Annotated in this window: 14 protein-coding genes; all 14 read right to left on the bottom strand. The window is 66.4% G+C overall.

Annotation, left to right across the window (positions count from 1 at the left end; genetic code table 11):
* Positions 1-40: 40 nt before the first annotated feature.
* The 14 genes from PA01_19675 to PA01_19610 all read right to left on the bottom strand — a co-directional run bounded on the left by PA01_19675 (position 41) and on the right by PA01_19610 (position 14,104).
* A complete protein-coding gene (locus PA01_19675; protein ID KAI5912063.1) occupies positions 41-796 on the bottom strand; it encodes an ABC transporter ATP-binding protein in 756 nt (251 codons plus the stop codon).
* The gene (locus PA01_19670; protein KAI5912037.1) at positions 796-1,728 is read right to left on the bottom strand and encodes a branched-chain amino acid ABC transporter permease; all 933 of its coding nucleotides are present in this window, start codon (positions 1,726-1,728) and stop codon (positions 796-798) included. The genes PA01_19675 and PA01_19670 overlap by 1 nt, the downstream gene beginning before the upstream one ends.
* A 2-nt stretch (positions 1,729-1,730) precedes the next feature.
* A complete protein-coding gene (locus tag PA01_19665) occupies positions 1,731-2,606 on the bottom strand; it encodes a branched-chain amino acid ABC transporter permease (GenBank protein KAI5912036.1) in 876 nt (291 codons plus the stop codon).
* Between the two features lie 87 nt (positions 2,607-2,693).
* On the bottom strand, positions 2,694-3,842 hold the full coding sequence (locus PA01_19660) for an ABC transporter substrate-binding protein (protein ID KAI5912035.1): 1,149 nt from the start codon (positions 3,840-3,842) through the stop codon (positions 2,694-2,696).
* Positions 3,843-3,882: 40 nt separating this feature from the next.
* Positions 3,883-5,088 (bottom strand): 3-oxoadipyl-CoA thiolase, encoded by a 1,206-nt coding sequence (gene pcaF, locus PA01_19655; GenBank protein KAI5912034.1) that lies wholly within the window; start codon positions 5,086-5,088, stop codon positions 3,883-3,885.
* A 12-nt stretch (positions 5,089-5,100) separates the two neighbouring features.
* Positions 5,101-6,420 carry a phenylacetate--CoA ligase gene (gene paaF, locus PA01_19650; GenBank protein ID KAI5912033.1) on the bottom strand — a complete coding sequence of 440 codons (1,320 nt, stop codon included), beginning with the start codon at positions 6,418-6,420 and terminating at the stop codon, positions 5,101-5,103.
* 102 nt (positions 6,421-6,522) lie between these two features.
* Complete coding sequence (gene paaN / locus PA01_19645; GenBank protein ID KAI5912032.1) at positions 6,523-8,184, bottom strand: phenylacetic acid degradation protein PaaN; 1,662 nt, start codon at positions 8,182-8,184, stop codon at positions 6,523-6,525.
* Between the two features lie 81 nt (positions 8,185-8,265).
* Positions 8,266-9,342 (bottom strand): phenylacetate-CoA oxygenase/reductase subunit PaaK, encoded by a 1,077-nt coding sequence (gene paaK / locus PA01_19640; GenBank protein KAI5912031.1) that lies wholly within the window; start codon positions 9,340-9,342, stop codon positions 8,266-8,268.
* 25 nt (positions 9,343-9,367) lie between these two features.
* Entirely contained in the window at positions 9,368-9,901 is a 534-nt protein-coding gene (gene paaJ, locus PA01_19635; protein ID KAI5912030.1) for a phenylacetate-CoA oxygenase subunit PaaJ, read from the bottom strand.
* Positions 9,902-9,923: 22 nt separating this feature from the next.
* Positions 9,924-10,679 (bottom strand): phenylacetate-CoA oxygenase subunit PaaC, encoded by a 756-nt coding sequence (gene paaC / locus PA01_19630; GenBank protein KAI5912029.1) that lies wholly within the window; start codon positions 10,677-10,679, stop codon positions 9,924-9,926.
* Positions 10,680-10,700: 21 nt separating this feature from the next.
* Positions 10,701-10,982, bottom strand: a complete 282-nt coding sequence (paaB, locus tag PA01_19625; protein KAI5912028.1) for a 1,2-phenylacetyl-CoA epoxidase subunit B — start codon at positions 10,980-10,982, stop codon at positions 10,701-10,703.
* A 25-nt stretch (positions 10,983-11,007) separates the two neighbouring features.
* Entirely contained in the window at positions 11,008-12,009 is a 1,002-nt protein-coding gene (paaA, locus tag PA01_19620; GenBank protein KAI5912027.1) for a 1,2-phenylacetyl-CoA epoxidase subunit A, read from the bottom strand.
* A 357-nt stretch (positions 12,010-12,366) separates the two neighbouring features.
* The gene (locus PA01_19615) at positions 12,367-12,999 is read right to left on the bottom strand and encodes a response regulator transcription factor (protein ID KAI5912026.1); all 633 of its coding nucleotides are present in this window, start codon (positions 12,997-12,999) and stop codon (positions 12,367-12,369) included.
* Positions 12,977-14,104: a PAS domain-containing sensor histidine kinase gene (locus PA01_19610; protein ID KAI5912025.1), complete on the bottom strand. Its 1,128-nt coding sequence runs from the start codon at positions 14,102-14,104 to the stop codon at positions 12,977-12,979. The genes PA01_19615 and PA01_19610 overlap by 23 nt, the downstream gene beginning before the upstream one ends.
* Positions 14,105-14,141 lie beyond the last annotated feature (37 nt).

Genomic DNA, 14,141 nt, shown 5'->3' with positions numbered 1-14,141 from the left:
GCCAGCATCCGTGATTCAAGAACTTCCATGGAGGGCTCCTTCAGGCCGATGCGCCGAGATAGGCGGCGATGACGTCGGGGTTGTCGCGGATCTCGGCGGCCGTGCCTTCGGCGAGCTTGCGGCCGTAGTCGAGCACGAGGATGTGGTCGGACAGGTTCATGACGAGCTTCATGTCGTGCTCGACGAGGACGACCGTGACGCCAGAATCCGCGACCTTGCGGATCAGCGCCTCGATCTCGGCGGTCTCGGTGTGGTTGAGGCCTGCGGCCGGTTCGTCGAGCAGCAGCAGCTTCGGTTTCGCCGCGAGCGCGCGCGCGATCTCGAGGCGCTTCAGCGCGCCGTAGGACATCTGGCTGGCGTGGGTGTCGCGATACTGGCCGACGCCGACGAACTCCATCAGGCGCGCGGCCTCGTCGCGGCATTCGGCGTCGGCCTTCGCCAGCCCGGGCAGCCGGAACAGGCCGGCGAGCAGGCTGGAGCCCAGCCGCAGGTGGGCGCCGACCATGACGTTCTCGATCGCGCTCATGTTCATGCACACCTGCAGGTTCTGGAAGGTCCGGCTCATGCCGCGGCGCGCGAGGCGGTCGGGGCTCTCGCCCCCCGCAGGTGCGTCGTCGAACAGGATTTCCCCGCTGGTCGGCGTGTAGATGCCCGTGATGAGGTTGAAAAGCGTCGTCTTGCCGGCGCCGTTGGGGCCGATCACGGCGTGGATTGTTCCGCCGCGCACGGTGAAGGACACGTCCTGCACCGCCTTCACGCCGCCGAAAGTCTTCGAGAGGTTGCGCACTTCGAGCATCACGCGGCCCTCCCGGCGAACTTCAGGCGCAGCGTCGGGACGATGCCGCGCGGCAGGAAGATCATCGTCAGCATCAGGATCAGGCCGAAGACCACCGTCTCCCAGCCCTCGAACGCCGACAGCAGCTGCGGCAGCAGCGTCAGCACGACCGCGCCGAGGATCGAGCCGAACACCGACGCCATGCCGCCGAGCACGACCATCGTGACGAGCTCGATCGAATGGAAGAAGCCGGCGACGCCCGGCGTCAGGAAGCCGACGTAGTGGGCCGTGACGCTGCCCATCACGCTCGCGACGACAGCCGAGAGGACGAAGACGCGCACCTTGAACGAAGTGGTATCGACGCCCGCGACACGCGCCGCGATCTCGGAGCCATGGATCGCCTGCAGCGCACGGCCCGCCGGCGCGTCGATGAGGTTCAGCGCGGCGCGCGTGACGAGCAGCAGCATCACCGCGACGACTGCATACCAGGTCTGCTCGCCGACGATCTGCACGCCGAACACGGTGAACGCATCGACCGGCATGCCGTCCGGGCCGCCGGTAAAGTCGGTCTCGTTGACGATCACCATCGACAGGATGATGCCGAGCCCGAGCGTCGCCATCGCCAGGTAATGCCCTTTGAGCTTCAGGATCGGACGCGCGACCGCGAACGCGAGGACTGCGGTCGCCACCGCCCCGAGGATCAGCGCGACCGCCGACGGCCAGCCGTAGCGGCTCGTCATGATCGCCGACGCATAGGCGCCGATGCCGAAGAAGCCGGCGTGGCCGAGGCTGATCTGGCCGGTGTAGCCTATCAGCAGGTTGAGGCCAACGGCGATGCTGGCGTTGATCGCGATACGGATCGCGAGGTCGTAGTAGTAGGCGTTCGGCAGCGCCAGCGGCAGCACCGCCAGCACGAACGCGAGGAACAGGAATCCGCGTGTGGTCGGTTTCATCGTCATACCCGGTCGGTGGTCTTCTTCCCGAACAGGCCCTGCGGCAGGAAGAAGAGGATGAGAAGGATCAGCACGAAAGGCATCGCGTCCTTGTAGGCGGACGAGATGTAGCCGGCGGTCATCGCCTCGACGACGCCCAGCAACAGGCCGCCGACGATCGCGCCGATTCCGCTGCCGAGCCCGCCGAGCGCCGCCGCGACGAAGCCCTTGAGGCCTATCATGATGCCCACGTCGTAGCTGGTGTAGGTCATCGGCGCGACGAGGATGCCGCCCACGGCACCGAGCGCCGCCGACAGGCCGAACGCGAGCAGCAGGATGAAGCGGGTGTTGACGCCGACCAACTGCGCCGCGAGCTTGTTGCACGAGGTCGCGAGCACGGCCTTGCCGAGCGCGGTGCGGCCGAAGAAGAGCGCGAGAGCGACGACCACGACGAGCGTCACGCCCATGACCCACAGGCTCTGCGGCATCAGCGTCGCACCGAGGATCGCGATCGGCTCCTCGCCGGAGAACGCCGGCAGCGCATGGTTGCCCTTGCCGAGGAACACTTCCACGAGGCCGCGCAGCGTCAGCGACGCGCCGATCGTGATGATGACGAGCGTGACGACTTCGGAGTTGCCGGCCGGCTCGATCGCGAGCTTCTCGACGATGAGGCCGGCCACCGTCGCGACGAGCACCGCGAGCGAGATCGCCAGCGGCAGCGGGACGCCCGCCTGCACGAGCAGCGCCGCAGACATGCCACCAAGCATGATGAACTCGCCCTGCGCGAAGTTGATCACGCCGGAGGCGCTGTAGATCAGGGAAAAGCCGACCGCGGCCAGCGCGTACATCGCGCCGACGGTGAGGCCGGAAAAGAGGAACTGCAGAAGTTCGGACAGCACGGAATGCCTCCTTCGGATTTCGGGACGAACGGAGCTACGCTGCCCGGGGAAACCCGGGCGAGCGTGTCGAGCACAGGAGGGCTGGGCTTAGTTCAGCAGCGTCCAGTCACCGTTGCGTATTTCCAGCATGCGGAAAGCCGAGAGGCTCAGTCCCATGTGGTCCGATGCGGACATGTTGAAAGCCCCGCTCGTCGCGACGAAATTCGTCGTCGCTTCGAGCGCGTCACGCACCTTCCCCTTGTCGGTCGAGCCCGCACGACGCATCGCGTCGGTCGCGAGCATCAGGCCGTCGTAGGCATAGCCGCCGAAGGTCGAGGGTTCCGCCTTCCAGCGCTCGGCAAATAGCTTGGCGTAATCGCTGACCACCTTCTTCTGCGGATCGGTCGCGGGCAGCTTCGCAGCGACCGGCAATGCGGGCGACGGCAGGCGCACACCTTCGGCCGCGGCACCGGCGAGCCGGATGTACTCGTCCGAGGCCACCCCGTGCGACTGATACAGCGGCAGCTTGATGCCCAGCTGCGCGAAGTTCTTCGTCACGACCGCGGGCCCCTGGCCGAGGCCGAACACGAAGACGGCCTGCACCCCCGGCACACCCTTGATCTTGGTGAGCTGGGCCGTCATGTCCGTGTCCTTGGGACCGTAGGTCTCGTCCGCGACGAGCGTGATGCCGTACTTCCCGGCGACGGCCTGCGCTTCCTTGCGCCCGGACTGGCCGAAGCCACTGTTCTCGGACAGCAACGCAACCTTCGTTAGGCCCGCCTTCTTCATGTCGTCGAAGACGCGCTCGGCGGCCATGCGGTCGGTGTGCGGGGTCTTGAACACCCACTTCTTCGCCGGCTCGACGATGACGACCGCGCCGGCGAGCGAGATGAACGGGACCTGCGCGCGTTCGACCAGCGGCGCCATCGCCATCGTCGCACCACTGGTCGTGCCGCCGATGATCAGGTCGACCTTGTCGTTCTCGATCAGGCGCTTGGTGAAGCCGTTGGCCTTGCCCGACTCGCTGCCGTCGTCGTAATGCACGAGTTCGAGCGGACGACCGAGCACGCCACCGTTCTTGTTCAGCGCCTCGACGTACATCTGCAGCGTCTTCAGCTCGGGATCGCCGAGGTAGGCGGCCGGGCCGGTGACCGACAGCACCGCGCCGATGCGGATCGGGTCGGCGGCGACGGCGGTGCCGAGGGCGGCGCAGGCCGCCGCGGCGAGGGTGAACTGGATGAAAGTGCGCTTCTTCATTGGGGAGTCTCCTTCGGTATCTTTCTTATGTCGCCGGGCGTCAGACCCGTTCGATGATGAGTGCGATGCCCTGCCCCACGCCGATGCACATCGTGCACAGCGCGTAGCGGCCGCCGGTGCGTTCGAGCTGGTTGAGCGCCGTCGTCACCAGTCGGGCGCCCGAAGCGCCGAGCGGATGCCCCATCGCGATCGCGCCGCCGTTCGGGTTCACGTGCGCGGCATCGTCCGGCAGGCCGAGATCGCGGGTGACCGCGAGCGCCTGCGCGGCGAACGCCTCGTTGAGCTCGATGACGTCCATGTCGGCGAGCGTCAGACCCGCTTTCGCGAGCACCTTCTTCGACGCGGGCGACGGGCCGAAACCCATGATGCGCGGCGCGAGGCCTGCCGCCGCCATCGCGACGACGCGCGCGCGCGGCTTGAGGCGGTAGCGATCGACGGCGGCTTCGGACGCGAGCAGCACCGCGCACGCGCCGTCATTCACGCCCGAGGCGTTACCGGCCGTGACCGTGCCGTCCGGGCGCACGACGCCCTTCAGCTTCGCGAGCGTCTCCAGCGTCGTATCGGTGCGCGGATGCTCGTCCGTCGTGAAGAGCTTCGGCTCGCCCTTCTTCTGCGGGATCGCCACCGGCACGATCTCGCTCGCGAAGAAGCCCGCCTCGTTGGCGGCCGCCCAGCGCTGCTGCGAGCGCAGCGCGAGCGCATCCTGGTCGGCGCGGCTGATGCCGAATTCCTGCGCGACGTTCTCCGCGGTCTCGGGCATCGAGTCGATGCCGTACTTCGCCTTCATCACGGGATTCACGAAGCGCCAGCCGATCGTGGTGTCCTCGATCTTCGCGCTGCGCGAAAACGCCGTGTCGGCCTTGCCCATCACGAACGGGGCGCGGCTCATGCTCTCGACGCCGCCGGCGATCATCAGGTCCGCTTCGCCGGCCTTGATCGCCCGCGCGGCCATGCCGACCGCATCGAGGCTGGAACCGCACAGGCGGTTCAGCGTCGTGCCGGGGACGTCCTGCGGCAGCCCCGCGAGCAGCGCCGCCATGCGCGCGACGTTGCGGTTGTCTTCGCCGGCCTGGTTCGCGCAGCCGTAGATCACGTCATCGACCGCGGCCCAGTCGACCCCAGGGTTGCGCTCGACGAGCGCGCGGATCGGCAACGCCGCGAGGTCGTCGGCGCGCACCGCCGACAGCGTGCCGCCGTAGCGGCCGAACGGGGTGCGGATCGCGTCGCAGATATAGGCGTTGTTCATCGTCTCCCCTCCTCAGGCCGCGACGTTGCGCTTGTCGATCAGGCGCTTGGCCTTGCCGACCGAGCGGAAGAGCGAGCCGGGCTGCGCCATCGTCGTCTTCGTGCTGATGCCGATGTAGGACTTGATGTTGTGCTGCAGCACTTTCGCGATCTCCTGCTGGCGCAGCGGGCCGAGGTCGGCCGCTTCGGTCGAGAGCTCGACGACGACTTCCATCTTGTCCATGTGGCCGTCGCGCGTGAGCTCGATCTGGTAGTGCGGCGAGAGCTCCTTCTGCTTGAGGATCAGCTCCTCGATCTGGCTCGGGAACACGTTCACGCCGCGAATGATCAGCATGTCGTCCGAGCGGCCGGTGATCTTGCCGATGCGGCGCATGGAGCGCGAAGTCGGCGGCAGGAGCCGCGTAAGGTCGCGCGTGCGGTAGCGGATCACGGGCAGCGCTTCCTTCGACAGCGACGTGAAGACGAGCTCGCCTTCCTCGCCGTCCGGCAGCACTTCGCCGGTCTCGGGGTCGATGACTTCGGGATAGAAGTGGTCTTCCCAGATCACCGGGCCGTCCTTGCTCTCGATGCACTCGCTCGCGACACCCGGGCCCATCACTTCGGACAGGCCGTAGATGTCGACCGCGTCGATGCCGGCGCGCGCCTCGATCTCGTGGCGCATCGCCTCGGTCCAGGGTTCGGCACCGAAGATGCCGATCTTCAGCGACGACTCGGCCGGGTCGAGCCCCTGGCGCACGAACTGCTCGAGGATGTTGAGCATGTAGGACGGGGTCACCATGATGATCTTCGGCTTGAAGTCCTGGATCAGCTGGACCTGGCGCTCGGTCTGGCCGCCGGACATCGGCACCACCGTGCAGCCGAGCCGCTCGGCGCCGTAGTGCGCGCCCATGCCGCCGGTGAAGAGGCCGTAGCCGTACGAGATATGCACGACGTCGCCTTTGCGCCCGCCCGCGGCGTAAATCGAACGCGCGACGAGGTTCGCCCAGTTGTCGATGTCGTTCTGCGTGTAGCCGACGACGGTCGGCTTGCCGGTCGTGCCGCTCGAAGCATGCACGCGGACGACTTCTTCACGCGGCACCGCGAAGAGACCGAACGGGTAGTTGTCGCGGAAGTCCTGCTTCACCGTGAAGGGGAATCTGGACAGGTCTTCCAGCGTCTTCAGATCCGACGGATGGACGCCAGCCGCCTCGAAGCTGCGGCGGTAGTGCGGAACGTTGTCGTAGGCGTGCTGCACCGTCTTCTTCAGGCGCTCGAGCTGCAGCGCGCGCAGTTCGTCGCGGCTGGCCGTCTCGATCGGGTCGAACCCGATGCCATGTTCCATGCGTGCGTTCATTCCAGTACTCCTCTCTCTGTGGGGTTGGAACGGCGGCGGATCTTCCTGTCCGGGTCCGCTTCGCCGTCCTGTCTGCTGGGTATGTCGTGGTTTTGTTGTCGCTTACGCGGGGAAGCGATGCTGGATGACGCGGAAGCGGTTCGCGACGAAGGCGCTGTCCGAATAGCTCGCGTTGGCCGACGGATTGGCGCCGGTGCCGTGGTAGTCCGAGTACGCCGCCGACTGGTTCACATAGACCGCGCCCGTCAGATTCAGCGACAGCGCGACGCCCGCGCGCTGCGTCGCCGCGACGACCTGCTGCACGAATTCCGGCTTGCTGCTGTATGCGCCCACGGTCAGCGCGCCATGTTCGGTCGTGATGCGCTCCGACAGCGCAAGCGCCGCCGCGGCGTCGGCGGTGCGCACGACGAAGGCGATCGGGCCGAAGCGCTCTTCCATGTAGGCGGCCTCGTCGGCCGCGTCGCACTTCAGCAGCACGGGCGTGCGGACCGTCGCTTCGGGGAATTCGGGGTGCGCGACCGGCTTCGACGCGAGCACCACTTCGCCCCAGCTCGCCGCCTCGTCGAGGCGGCCGAGCGTGTCGAACGACTGGATGCAGCCGAGCACCGCCGCAGCGACGGCCGGATCAGCGAGCAGCTTGTCGATCGACCGGCCGAGGTCCGCCGCGACGTCGTCGAAGCTCTTGTGGCCCTGGTCGGTGTCGATACCGCCGGCCGGCACGAGGATCGCCTGCGTCGTCGTGCACATCTGGCCCGAATACAGCGACAGCGTGAAGGCGAGGTTGCGCAGCATGCCCTTGTAGTCGTCGGTCGATTCGATGACGACGTTGTTGACGCCGGCGAGCTCGGCATACACCTGCGCCTGGCGGCAGTTCTCGATCAGCCAGTTGCCGAAGCTGTTGCTGCCGGTGAAGTCGATCGACTTCACTGCCTTGTGCGTCGCGAGGAAGCGCGTCAGTTCGCGCGAGTCATCGACGGCGAGCAGCACCGCGTTGGGATCCGCGCCGGCCTCGGCGAGCACTTCCCGCAGCACGCGCACGGTGATCGCCGCGGGCAGGATCGCGTTGCGGTGCGGCTTGACGATCACCGGGTTGCCGGTCGCGAGCGCGGCGAAAAGGCCCGGATAGGTGTTCCACGTCGGGAACGTGCCGCAGCCGATGACGAGTGCGACGCCGCGGCCGACGATCTCGTAGCGCTTCTTCATCACCAGCGCCGGGTTCTTGCCCTGCGGCTTTTCCCAGACGGCTTCCGCGGGAATCGCCGACATCTCGCGCCACGCATAGGCGACGGCTTCCAGCGCGCGGTCCTGCGCATGCGCGGCGCCCGCCTGGAAGGCCATCATCCAGCCCTGGCCGGTCGTGAACATCACCGCGTGGGCGATCTCGAAGCTGCGCCGGTTCAGGCGCACGAGCGCTTCGAGCAGCGCACCGACGCGGCCTTCCGCGCCGAGGGCCTGCAGCGACGCACGCGATGCCTGCGAGGCTTCGATCAGCGCTTCGCCGCTGCAGCGCGGATAACGGATGTTCATCGGCACCCCGTAGGGCGAGCGCTCGGCGCCCGCGGTGCCGGTGCAACCGGGCTGGTCGAGCTCGAAGTCGGTGCCGCAATAGGCGTCGAACGCGGTGCGGCCGTCGGCCATCGCAGTTTCACCATACACTTTCGGGCTCGGCATTTCGGAGAACGGGCTCCAGTAGCCGCGCTCGGTGACCGCCTGGACGGCGCGATCGAGCATCGCCTGATGGCGATCAAACATCGGGTGGGTCATTTCGATTCTCTCTGTAGGGTATTGGGATCGTGCCGGAGCGGCCTCTGCGGGCCGTTGCCGGGAGTGCTGCAGTCCTGTTCGTCAGGTTTCCTGATCGAAGTCGATGACCAGCTTGTCCGTGACGGGATAGCTCTGGCACGACAGGCGGAAGCCGCGCGCGACCTCGTAGTCCTCGAGCGCGAAGTTGGTGTCGTGGTCGACCTCGCCATCGATGACCTTGCAGCGGCAGGTCGAGCACACGCCGCCCTTGCACGAGTACGGCATCTCGATGCCCTGCGCGAGGCCGGCGTCGAGCACCGAGTCGCGGTTCTTCGGCATCGTGAACTGGCGCACGCGGCCGTCCTGGATCACCGTGACTTCGCATTCCTCCGTCCCCTTGACCGGATGCGAATGCGCCGGACGCGGCCCTTTCGGCAGGCTGGTCGCGAAAAGCTCCATCTTGATCGCGGCCCTCGGCACGCCGTGCTCCTGCAGCGACGCGGACACCGCTTCCATCATGTCCATCGGGCCGCAAATGAACGCGACGTCGATGCGCTTCGGGTCGATCCACTGCGCGAGCAGCGCGTCGCAGCGCTCGCGGTCGATGCGGCCGTTGAAGAGGTCGATGTCCTGCTGCTCGCGGGAGAGCACGTGCACCAGGTTCAGGCGCTCGCCGTACTCGTCCTTCAGGTCGGCGAGATCTTCGCGGAACATCACGCTCGACGACGAACGGTTGCCGTACACCAGCGTGAAGCGGCTTCCGGGCTCGCCGGCCAGCAGCGTCGTGACCAGCGACAGGATCGGCGTGATGCCGCTGCCGGCCGCGAAGCCGACGTAGCGGCGTGCGACGTGCGCGTCGGGCGTGATGCCGAAGTGGCCGGAAGGCGGCATCACCTGCACGCTCACGCCGGGCTTCAGGAAGTCGTTCGCCCAGTTCGAGAACAGGCCGCCATGCACGCGCTTGATCGCGATGCGCAACGCGCGCTCGTCGGCGCCTGAACAGATCGAATACGAACGGCGCACGTCCTCACCGCCGATCTCGGTGCGCAGGGTCAAGTGCTGGCCGGGGGCGTAGTGGAACGCTTCCGCGAGCGACGGCGGCACGTCGAAGGTGACGACGATCGCGTCGCGGGTCTCGGGGCGCACACTGGCGACCCGGATATCGTGAAACTTGCTCATCTCTTGCTCCTTTGCTGTGCCTTTCTCAGTGGCACTTGAAGTAGTCGAACGGCTCGCGGCAGTCGAGGCAGCGATGAAGCGCCTTGCACGGGGTCGAACCATGGCGGCTGATCGGCTCGGTGTGCGTCGAGCCGCAGTGCGGACATGCGGCGGGCGCGTCATCGGCCGTACGCCGGCGCAGCCCGCTGATGTCGATCACCTGCCGGCCGTCGGCACGACGGGCAGGCGGCGCGATGCCGTATTCCTGCAGCTTCCGGCGACCCTCGCTGGTCAGCCAGTCCGTCGTCCAGGCCGGCGCGATGCGGCTTTCGAGCCGCACCCGCTCCACCCCCCGCTCACGCAGCGCCTCCTCGATGGAGCGGCCGATGACTTCCGTCGCCGGGCATCCCGAATACGTCGGCGTGATCACCACCTCGCACACCGCTCCGGCCGGCTCGTCGTGCCAGTTCACCTCCCTCACGATCCCCAGATCGACGATGGAAATGACCGGAATTTCGGGATCCGGCACGTCGGCGAGCCAGCCCCACACTCTCTCGCTGCATTCGCGCAAGTCGACCATCGCTGCCTCACTTACCACGTTGTCACCACGTCGCGCCGGGATAGGCGCGCTGCAGGAACTGCATCTCGGCGAGCAACAGGCCGAGGTGTTCCCCGTGCCGGCCCTGCTTGCCGCCCTTCTGCATCCACTCGCCTGCGGGAAGCTCGAGCGTCGCTTCGGCGAACATCTCGCGCACCGTCGCGAGCCACACGTCCTTCAAGGTCGAGGGGTCGCACGCCAGCCCCTGCGCGCCGAGCAGCTCCTCGGTCTCGTCGGCGTTGAACATCTCGCCGGTGTACATCCACAGTTCGTCGACTGCGGCCTGCATGCGACGCCGGCTCTCCGCGCTGCCGTCGCCCAGACGCACGACCAGGTCGCTGCTGCGCCGCAGGTGGTACGCGACTTCCTTGATCGCCTTCGACGCGATGTCGGCGATGCGGTCGTCAGCCGATCGCGTCAGCGCTTCGAGCGTAAGGTGATGCCACACGTCGAAGAAGAACTGGCGCACCAGCGTCTGGGCGTAATCGCCGTTCGGCTGCTCGACGAGCAGCAGGTTGGTGAACTCGTGCGAGTCGCGGCGGAAGGCCAGCGCGTCCTCGTCACGGCCGCGTCCTTCGACCTCTCCGGCGTAGGACAGCCACATCCGGGCCTGGCCGATCAGGTCGAGCGCGATGTTGGTCAGCGCCATGTCCTCCTCGAAGGCGGGACCCTTGCCGCACCATTCGGACAGGCGCTGCGACAGCACCAGCGCGTTGTCGCCGAGGCGCATCAGATAAACGGACTTGTCATCGAGCAGCATGTCTGTCTCCCGATCCCGTCATCACATGTGCTTCACTTCTTCCGGCACCGGGAAGAAGGTCGGATGGCGGTAGATCTTGTTGTTCGCGGGCTCGAACAGCGCTTCCTTGTCGGCGGGGCTGCTCGCGGTCACTTCGGACGCCGGCACGACCCAGATCGACAGCCCTTCGTTGCGGCGCGTGTAGACGTCGCGCGCGTTGTTGATCGCCATCTCGGCATCCGGTGCGTGCAGGCTGCCGACGTGCTTGTGCGCGAGGCCGTGCTGGCTGCGGATGAACACTTCCCAAAGGGGCCATTCCTTCATTTCTCTTCTCCTCTCGATCTCGTTATCAGGCGGCCTTGGCTGCCGCGACTTGTCTTTCGGCTTTCTTATCGGCGTGGGCGAGCAGCGCGTCGCGGAACCACTTGCCGTCGTCCCAGGCTTTCACCCGGGTGCGCAGGCGGTCGCGGTTGCAGGGGCCGTTGCCGGCGACGACCTGGCGGAATTCCTCCCAGTCGATCTCGCCGAAGTCGTAATGGCCGGTGTCCTCGTTCCACTTCAGTTCGGGATCGGGCACGGTGAGGCCCAGGTATTCGGCCTGCGGCACGGTCTGGTCGACGAACTTCTGGCGCAGCTCGTCGTTCGACAGGATCTTGATCTTCCACTGCATCGACTGCGCGCTATGCACGGAGTCGCTGTCCGGGGGCCCGAACATCATCAGGGCCGGCCACCACCAGCGGTTCAGCGCGTCCTGCGCCATCTGCTTCTGTTCGGGCGTGCCGCGCGCCATCGTCATCACGAGGTCGTAGCCCTGACGCTGGTGGAAGGACTCCTCCTTGCACACGCGCACCATCGCCCGCGAATACGGGCCGTAAGAGCAGCGGCACAGCGGGATCTGGTTCATGATCGCCGCGCCGTCGACCAGCCAGCCGACCGTGCCGATGTCGGCCCAGCTGGTGGTCGGGTAGTTGAAGATGCTGGAATATTTCACCTTGCCCGACAGCAGGTCCGCGTACACCTGGTCGCGCGTCACGCCGAGCGTTTCCGCGGCGCTATACAGGTACAGCCCGTGGCCGGCCTCGTCCTGGATCTTCGCCAGCAGGATCGCCTTGCGCTTCAAGGTCGGCGCGCGCGTGACCCAGTTGCCTTCAGGCAGCTGGCCGACGATTTCCGAATGCGCATGCTGCGAGATCTGACGGATCAGCGTGCGGCGGTAGCCTTCGGGCATCCAGTCCTTCGCCTCGATCTTGATGCCGGCGTCGATCTTTTCCTGAAACGCGCGCTCCTCGGCCGACATCTCGTCCAGCCCCTGCACCCGCTTCATCCCTGTGTCCACCATCTGGGCGTACATGTTCTTCCTCCTCTCCGAGTTCGTGCATCCTTTGTCAGACGTGATACGTCTTGTCGCGCGCTTGGAGTCGTGCATGACTCATGCCAAACAGGCGTTGGAGCGAATCTTAGGGAGCGATGTCCACCAGAGCTGTCGGAGTGTTCCCGACCTTTTGTAGGAATTTTCTGATTGGAGAAGCCCGAAAGCCGGTAGGCCGCAGCATCCCCCGGCGACTACACGGTCACGCCGACATGGGAGTCCTCGTGATACACGAATGATTCGCAGCTGGCTTGCTGGTGCAGCATGACGAGAGCAACTTTAAGCCGGTCATCGGCCTCCCGGTAAAACGTCGGAGGGAAATGCGCCCTCTGCGCTCAGTCAGTCGAGGAGGCCGTTGCGCATCGCGTACTGCACCAGTTCGGCGTTGCTCGCGAGGCCCAGCTTCTCGAGGATGCGGACTCGGTAGGTGCTGACGGTTTTCACCGAGAGGCACATCTGGATGCCCACGTCGGTCAGCGACATGCCGCGCACGATCTTCATCATCACCTGCATCTCGCGCGCGGTGAGCTTTTCGTGCGGCGCGCCTTCGCGGGTACGGTCCATCTGCATCAGGAGGCTGGCGGCACTGCGCGGCGAGACGTAGCGCCCTCCTCCGACCACGTGCCGGATCGCGGTCAGCAGCTCCTGCGGCTCCACATCCTTGGAAAGGTAGGCATTCGCGCGTGCCCGCAGCGCGAGCACCGCGTACTGCTCCTCCGGGTACATCGACAGCATGATGACCGGCAGCTCCGGGCGCTCGGCACGGATCGACTCGAGGGTGTCGAGGCCGCTGCGCCCGGCCATGTTGATGTCCATCAAAACGACATCGAACTTGCCGGTGCGGATCTTCGCCAGCGCGCTCGCGCCGTCGCTCGCCTCGTCCGCGACATGCAGGTCCGCCTCGTCCGAGAGCATGCGCCTCAGACCGGAGCGGAAGATCGTATGGTCATCAACGATCAGCAGTTCGATCATTGCTGCGCCGCTCCATATAGCCCGGTACTGCGAGGAGCACGACCGTGCCGCCGCCGGCGCGGGCGTGAACATAAAGCGACCCTCCGATGCTGCGCGCACGTTCGGCCATGCTCAACATCCCGATCGACCCTTCCCGCATCGAAGGCCGATCGATGCCCTTCCCGTCGTCGCGAACCTGCATCTCGAAACGGCCATCGCGGTTGCGCACCCGCACCTCGACCGTTTCCGCCTGCGCGTGCCGCCCGATATTCGTCAAGGCCTCCTGGAACACGCGGAAGCATTGCGTGGCCGTCTCGGCGGACAGCTCGGGGTCGTCCCCCTCCAGCGTGAAGCCGACGAGGATCTCGTTGCGCCGGCCGAAGGCTTCGAGCTCGCCGCGAATGGCGGCGACCAGCCCGAGCGTATCCAGCATGCGCGGCCGCAACTCATCCGAAATCTGCCGGGCGGTGTCGATCGTGTCCTGGATCAGCGGGAGGAGTTCTTCCGTGATCTCGCGAATCTCCGCCAAGGCAGGATCGGTGGTCCGCCGCTGGATGCGGAAGACGTCGAGCTTGATGGAGCTGAGCATTCCACCGAGGACATCGTGCACTTCGCGCGCCAGCTGTCCGCGCAACTCCTCGCGCGAGCTGTTGAGGTAAGAGGCCAGCTCTCTGAGCCGCCGTCGCGACCGGTGCAGATCCAGGTCTCGCCGGACGCGCTCGCTGACGTCGATCACGACTCCCGCCAGCGCAGGCTCGCCATGGTAGTCCACCCGAGATCCGTGTACCTCGATATGAACAGTGTGGCCATCCCGATGCCGACACCGCGTGAAATAGCGAATCGACGGCACGCCCTCGTAAACGCGAAGGCGATAGTACTCCATCGCTTCCCCAACGAAGTCCGGGAGAACGAGGTCCCGAATCGACGTACCGACGAACTCCTCTTGCGTGTAGCCGAACATCTCGGCAAAGGTCGAGTTTGCGTACTGGAAACGCTCGCGGAAGACCAGATACACGCCCGCCAAGGACTGCTCGACGATTCCCTGGAAAGGGATCTCGCGGAAGTCGATTTCCACGCGTTCAGGCTGGCGGTCCGGCACGTCGGTGGGAGGTTCACGTTGGGCCATGGCTTATCGGAACATTCCTCCCGATCGACGTCAATGG

Source organism: Azoarcus sp. PA01, from assembly GCA_001274695.2.
In the GTDB taxonomy this organism is placed as follows: Bacteria; Pseudomonadota; Gammaproteobacteria; order Burkholderiales; family Rhodocyclaceae; genus Aromatoleum.
Note: the sequence above shows the minus strand (reverse complement) of the source record. Positions and strands in the feature narration are given on the sequence as shown.

Coding starts and splice junctions, on each gene's coding strand:
- PA01_19675 (KAI5912063.1), bottom strand. CDS start 796: ATGCTCGAAGTGCGCAACCTCTCGAAGACTTTCGGCGGCGTGAAGGCG.
- PA01_19670 (KAI5912037.1), bottom strand. CDS start 1,728: ATGAAACCGACCACACGCGGATTCCTGTTCCTCGCGTTCGTGCTGGCG.
- PA01_19660 (KAI5912035.1), bottom strand. CDS start 3,842: ATGAAGAAGCGCACTTTCATCCAGTTCACCCTCGCCGCGGCGGCCTGC.
- pcaF (KAI5912034.1), bottom strand. CDS start 5,088: ATGAACAACGCCTATATCTGCGACGCGATCCGCACCCCGTTCGGCCGC.
- paaF (KAI5912033.1), bottom strand. CDS start 6,420: ATGAACGCACGCATGGAACATGGCATCGGGTTCGACCCGATCGAGACG.
- paaN (KAI5912032.1), bottom strand. CDS start 8,184: ATGACCCACCCGATGTTTGATCGCCATCAGGCGATGCTCGATCGCGCC.
- paaK (KAI5912031.1), bottom strand. CDS start 9,342: ATGAGCAAGTTTCACGATATCCGGGTCGCCAGTGTGCGCCCCGAGACC.
- paaJ (KAI5912030.1), bottom strand. CDS start 9,901: ATGGTCGACTTGCGCGAATGCAGCGAGAGAGTGTGGGGCTGGCTCGCC.
- paaC (KAI5912029.1), bottom strand. CDS start 10,679: ATGCTGCTCGATGACAAGTCCGTTTATCTGATGCGCCTCGGCGACAAC.
- paaB (KAI5912028.1), bottom strand. CDS start 10,982: ATGAAGGAATGGCCCCTTTGGGAAGTGTTCATCCGCAGCCAGCACGGC.
- paaA (KAI5912027.1), bottom strand. CDS start 12,009: ATGTACGCCCAGATGGTGGACACAGGGATGAAGCGGGTGCAGGGGCTG.
- PA01_19615 (KAI5912026.1), bottom strand. CDS start 12,999: ATGATCGAACTGCTGATCGTTGATGACCATACGATCTTCCGCTCCGGT.
- PA01_19610 (KAI5912025.1), bottom strand. CDS start 14,104: ATGGCCCAACGTGAACCTCCCACCGACGTGCCGGACCGCCAGCCTGAA.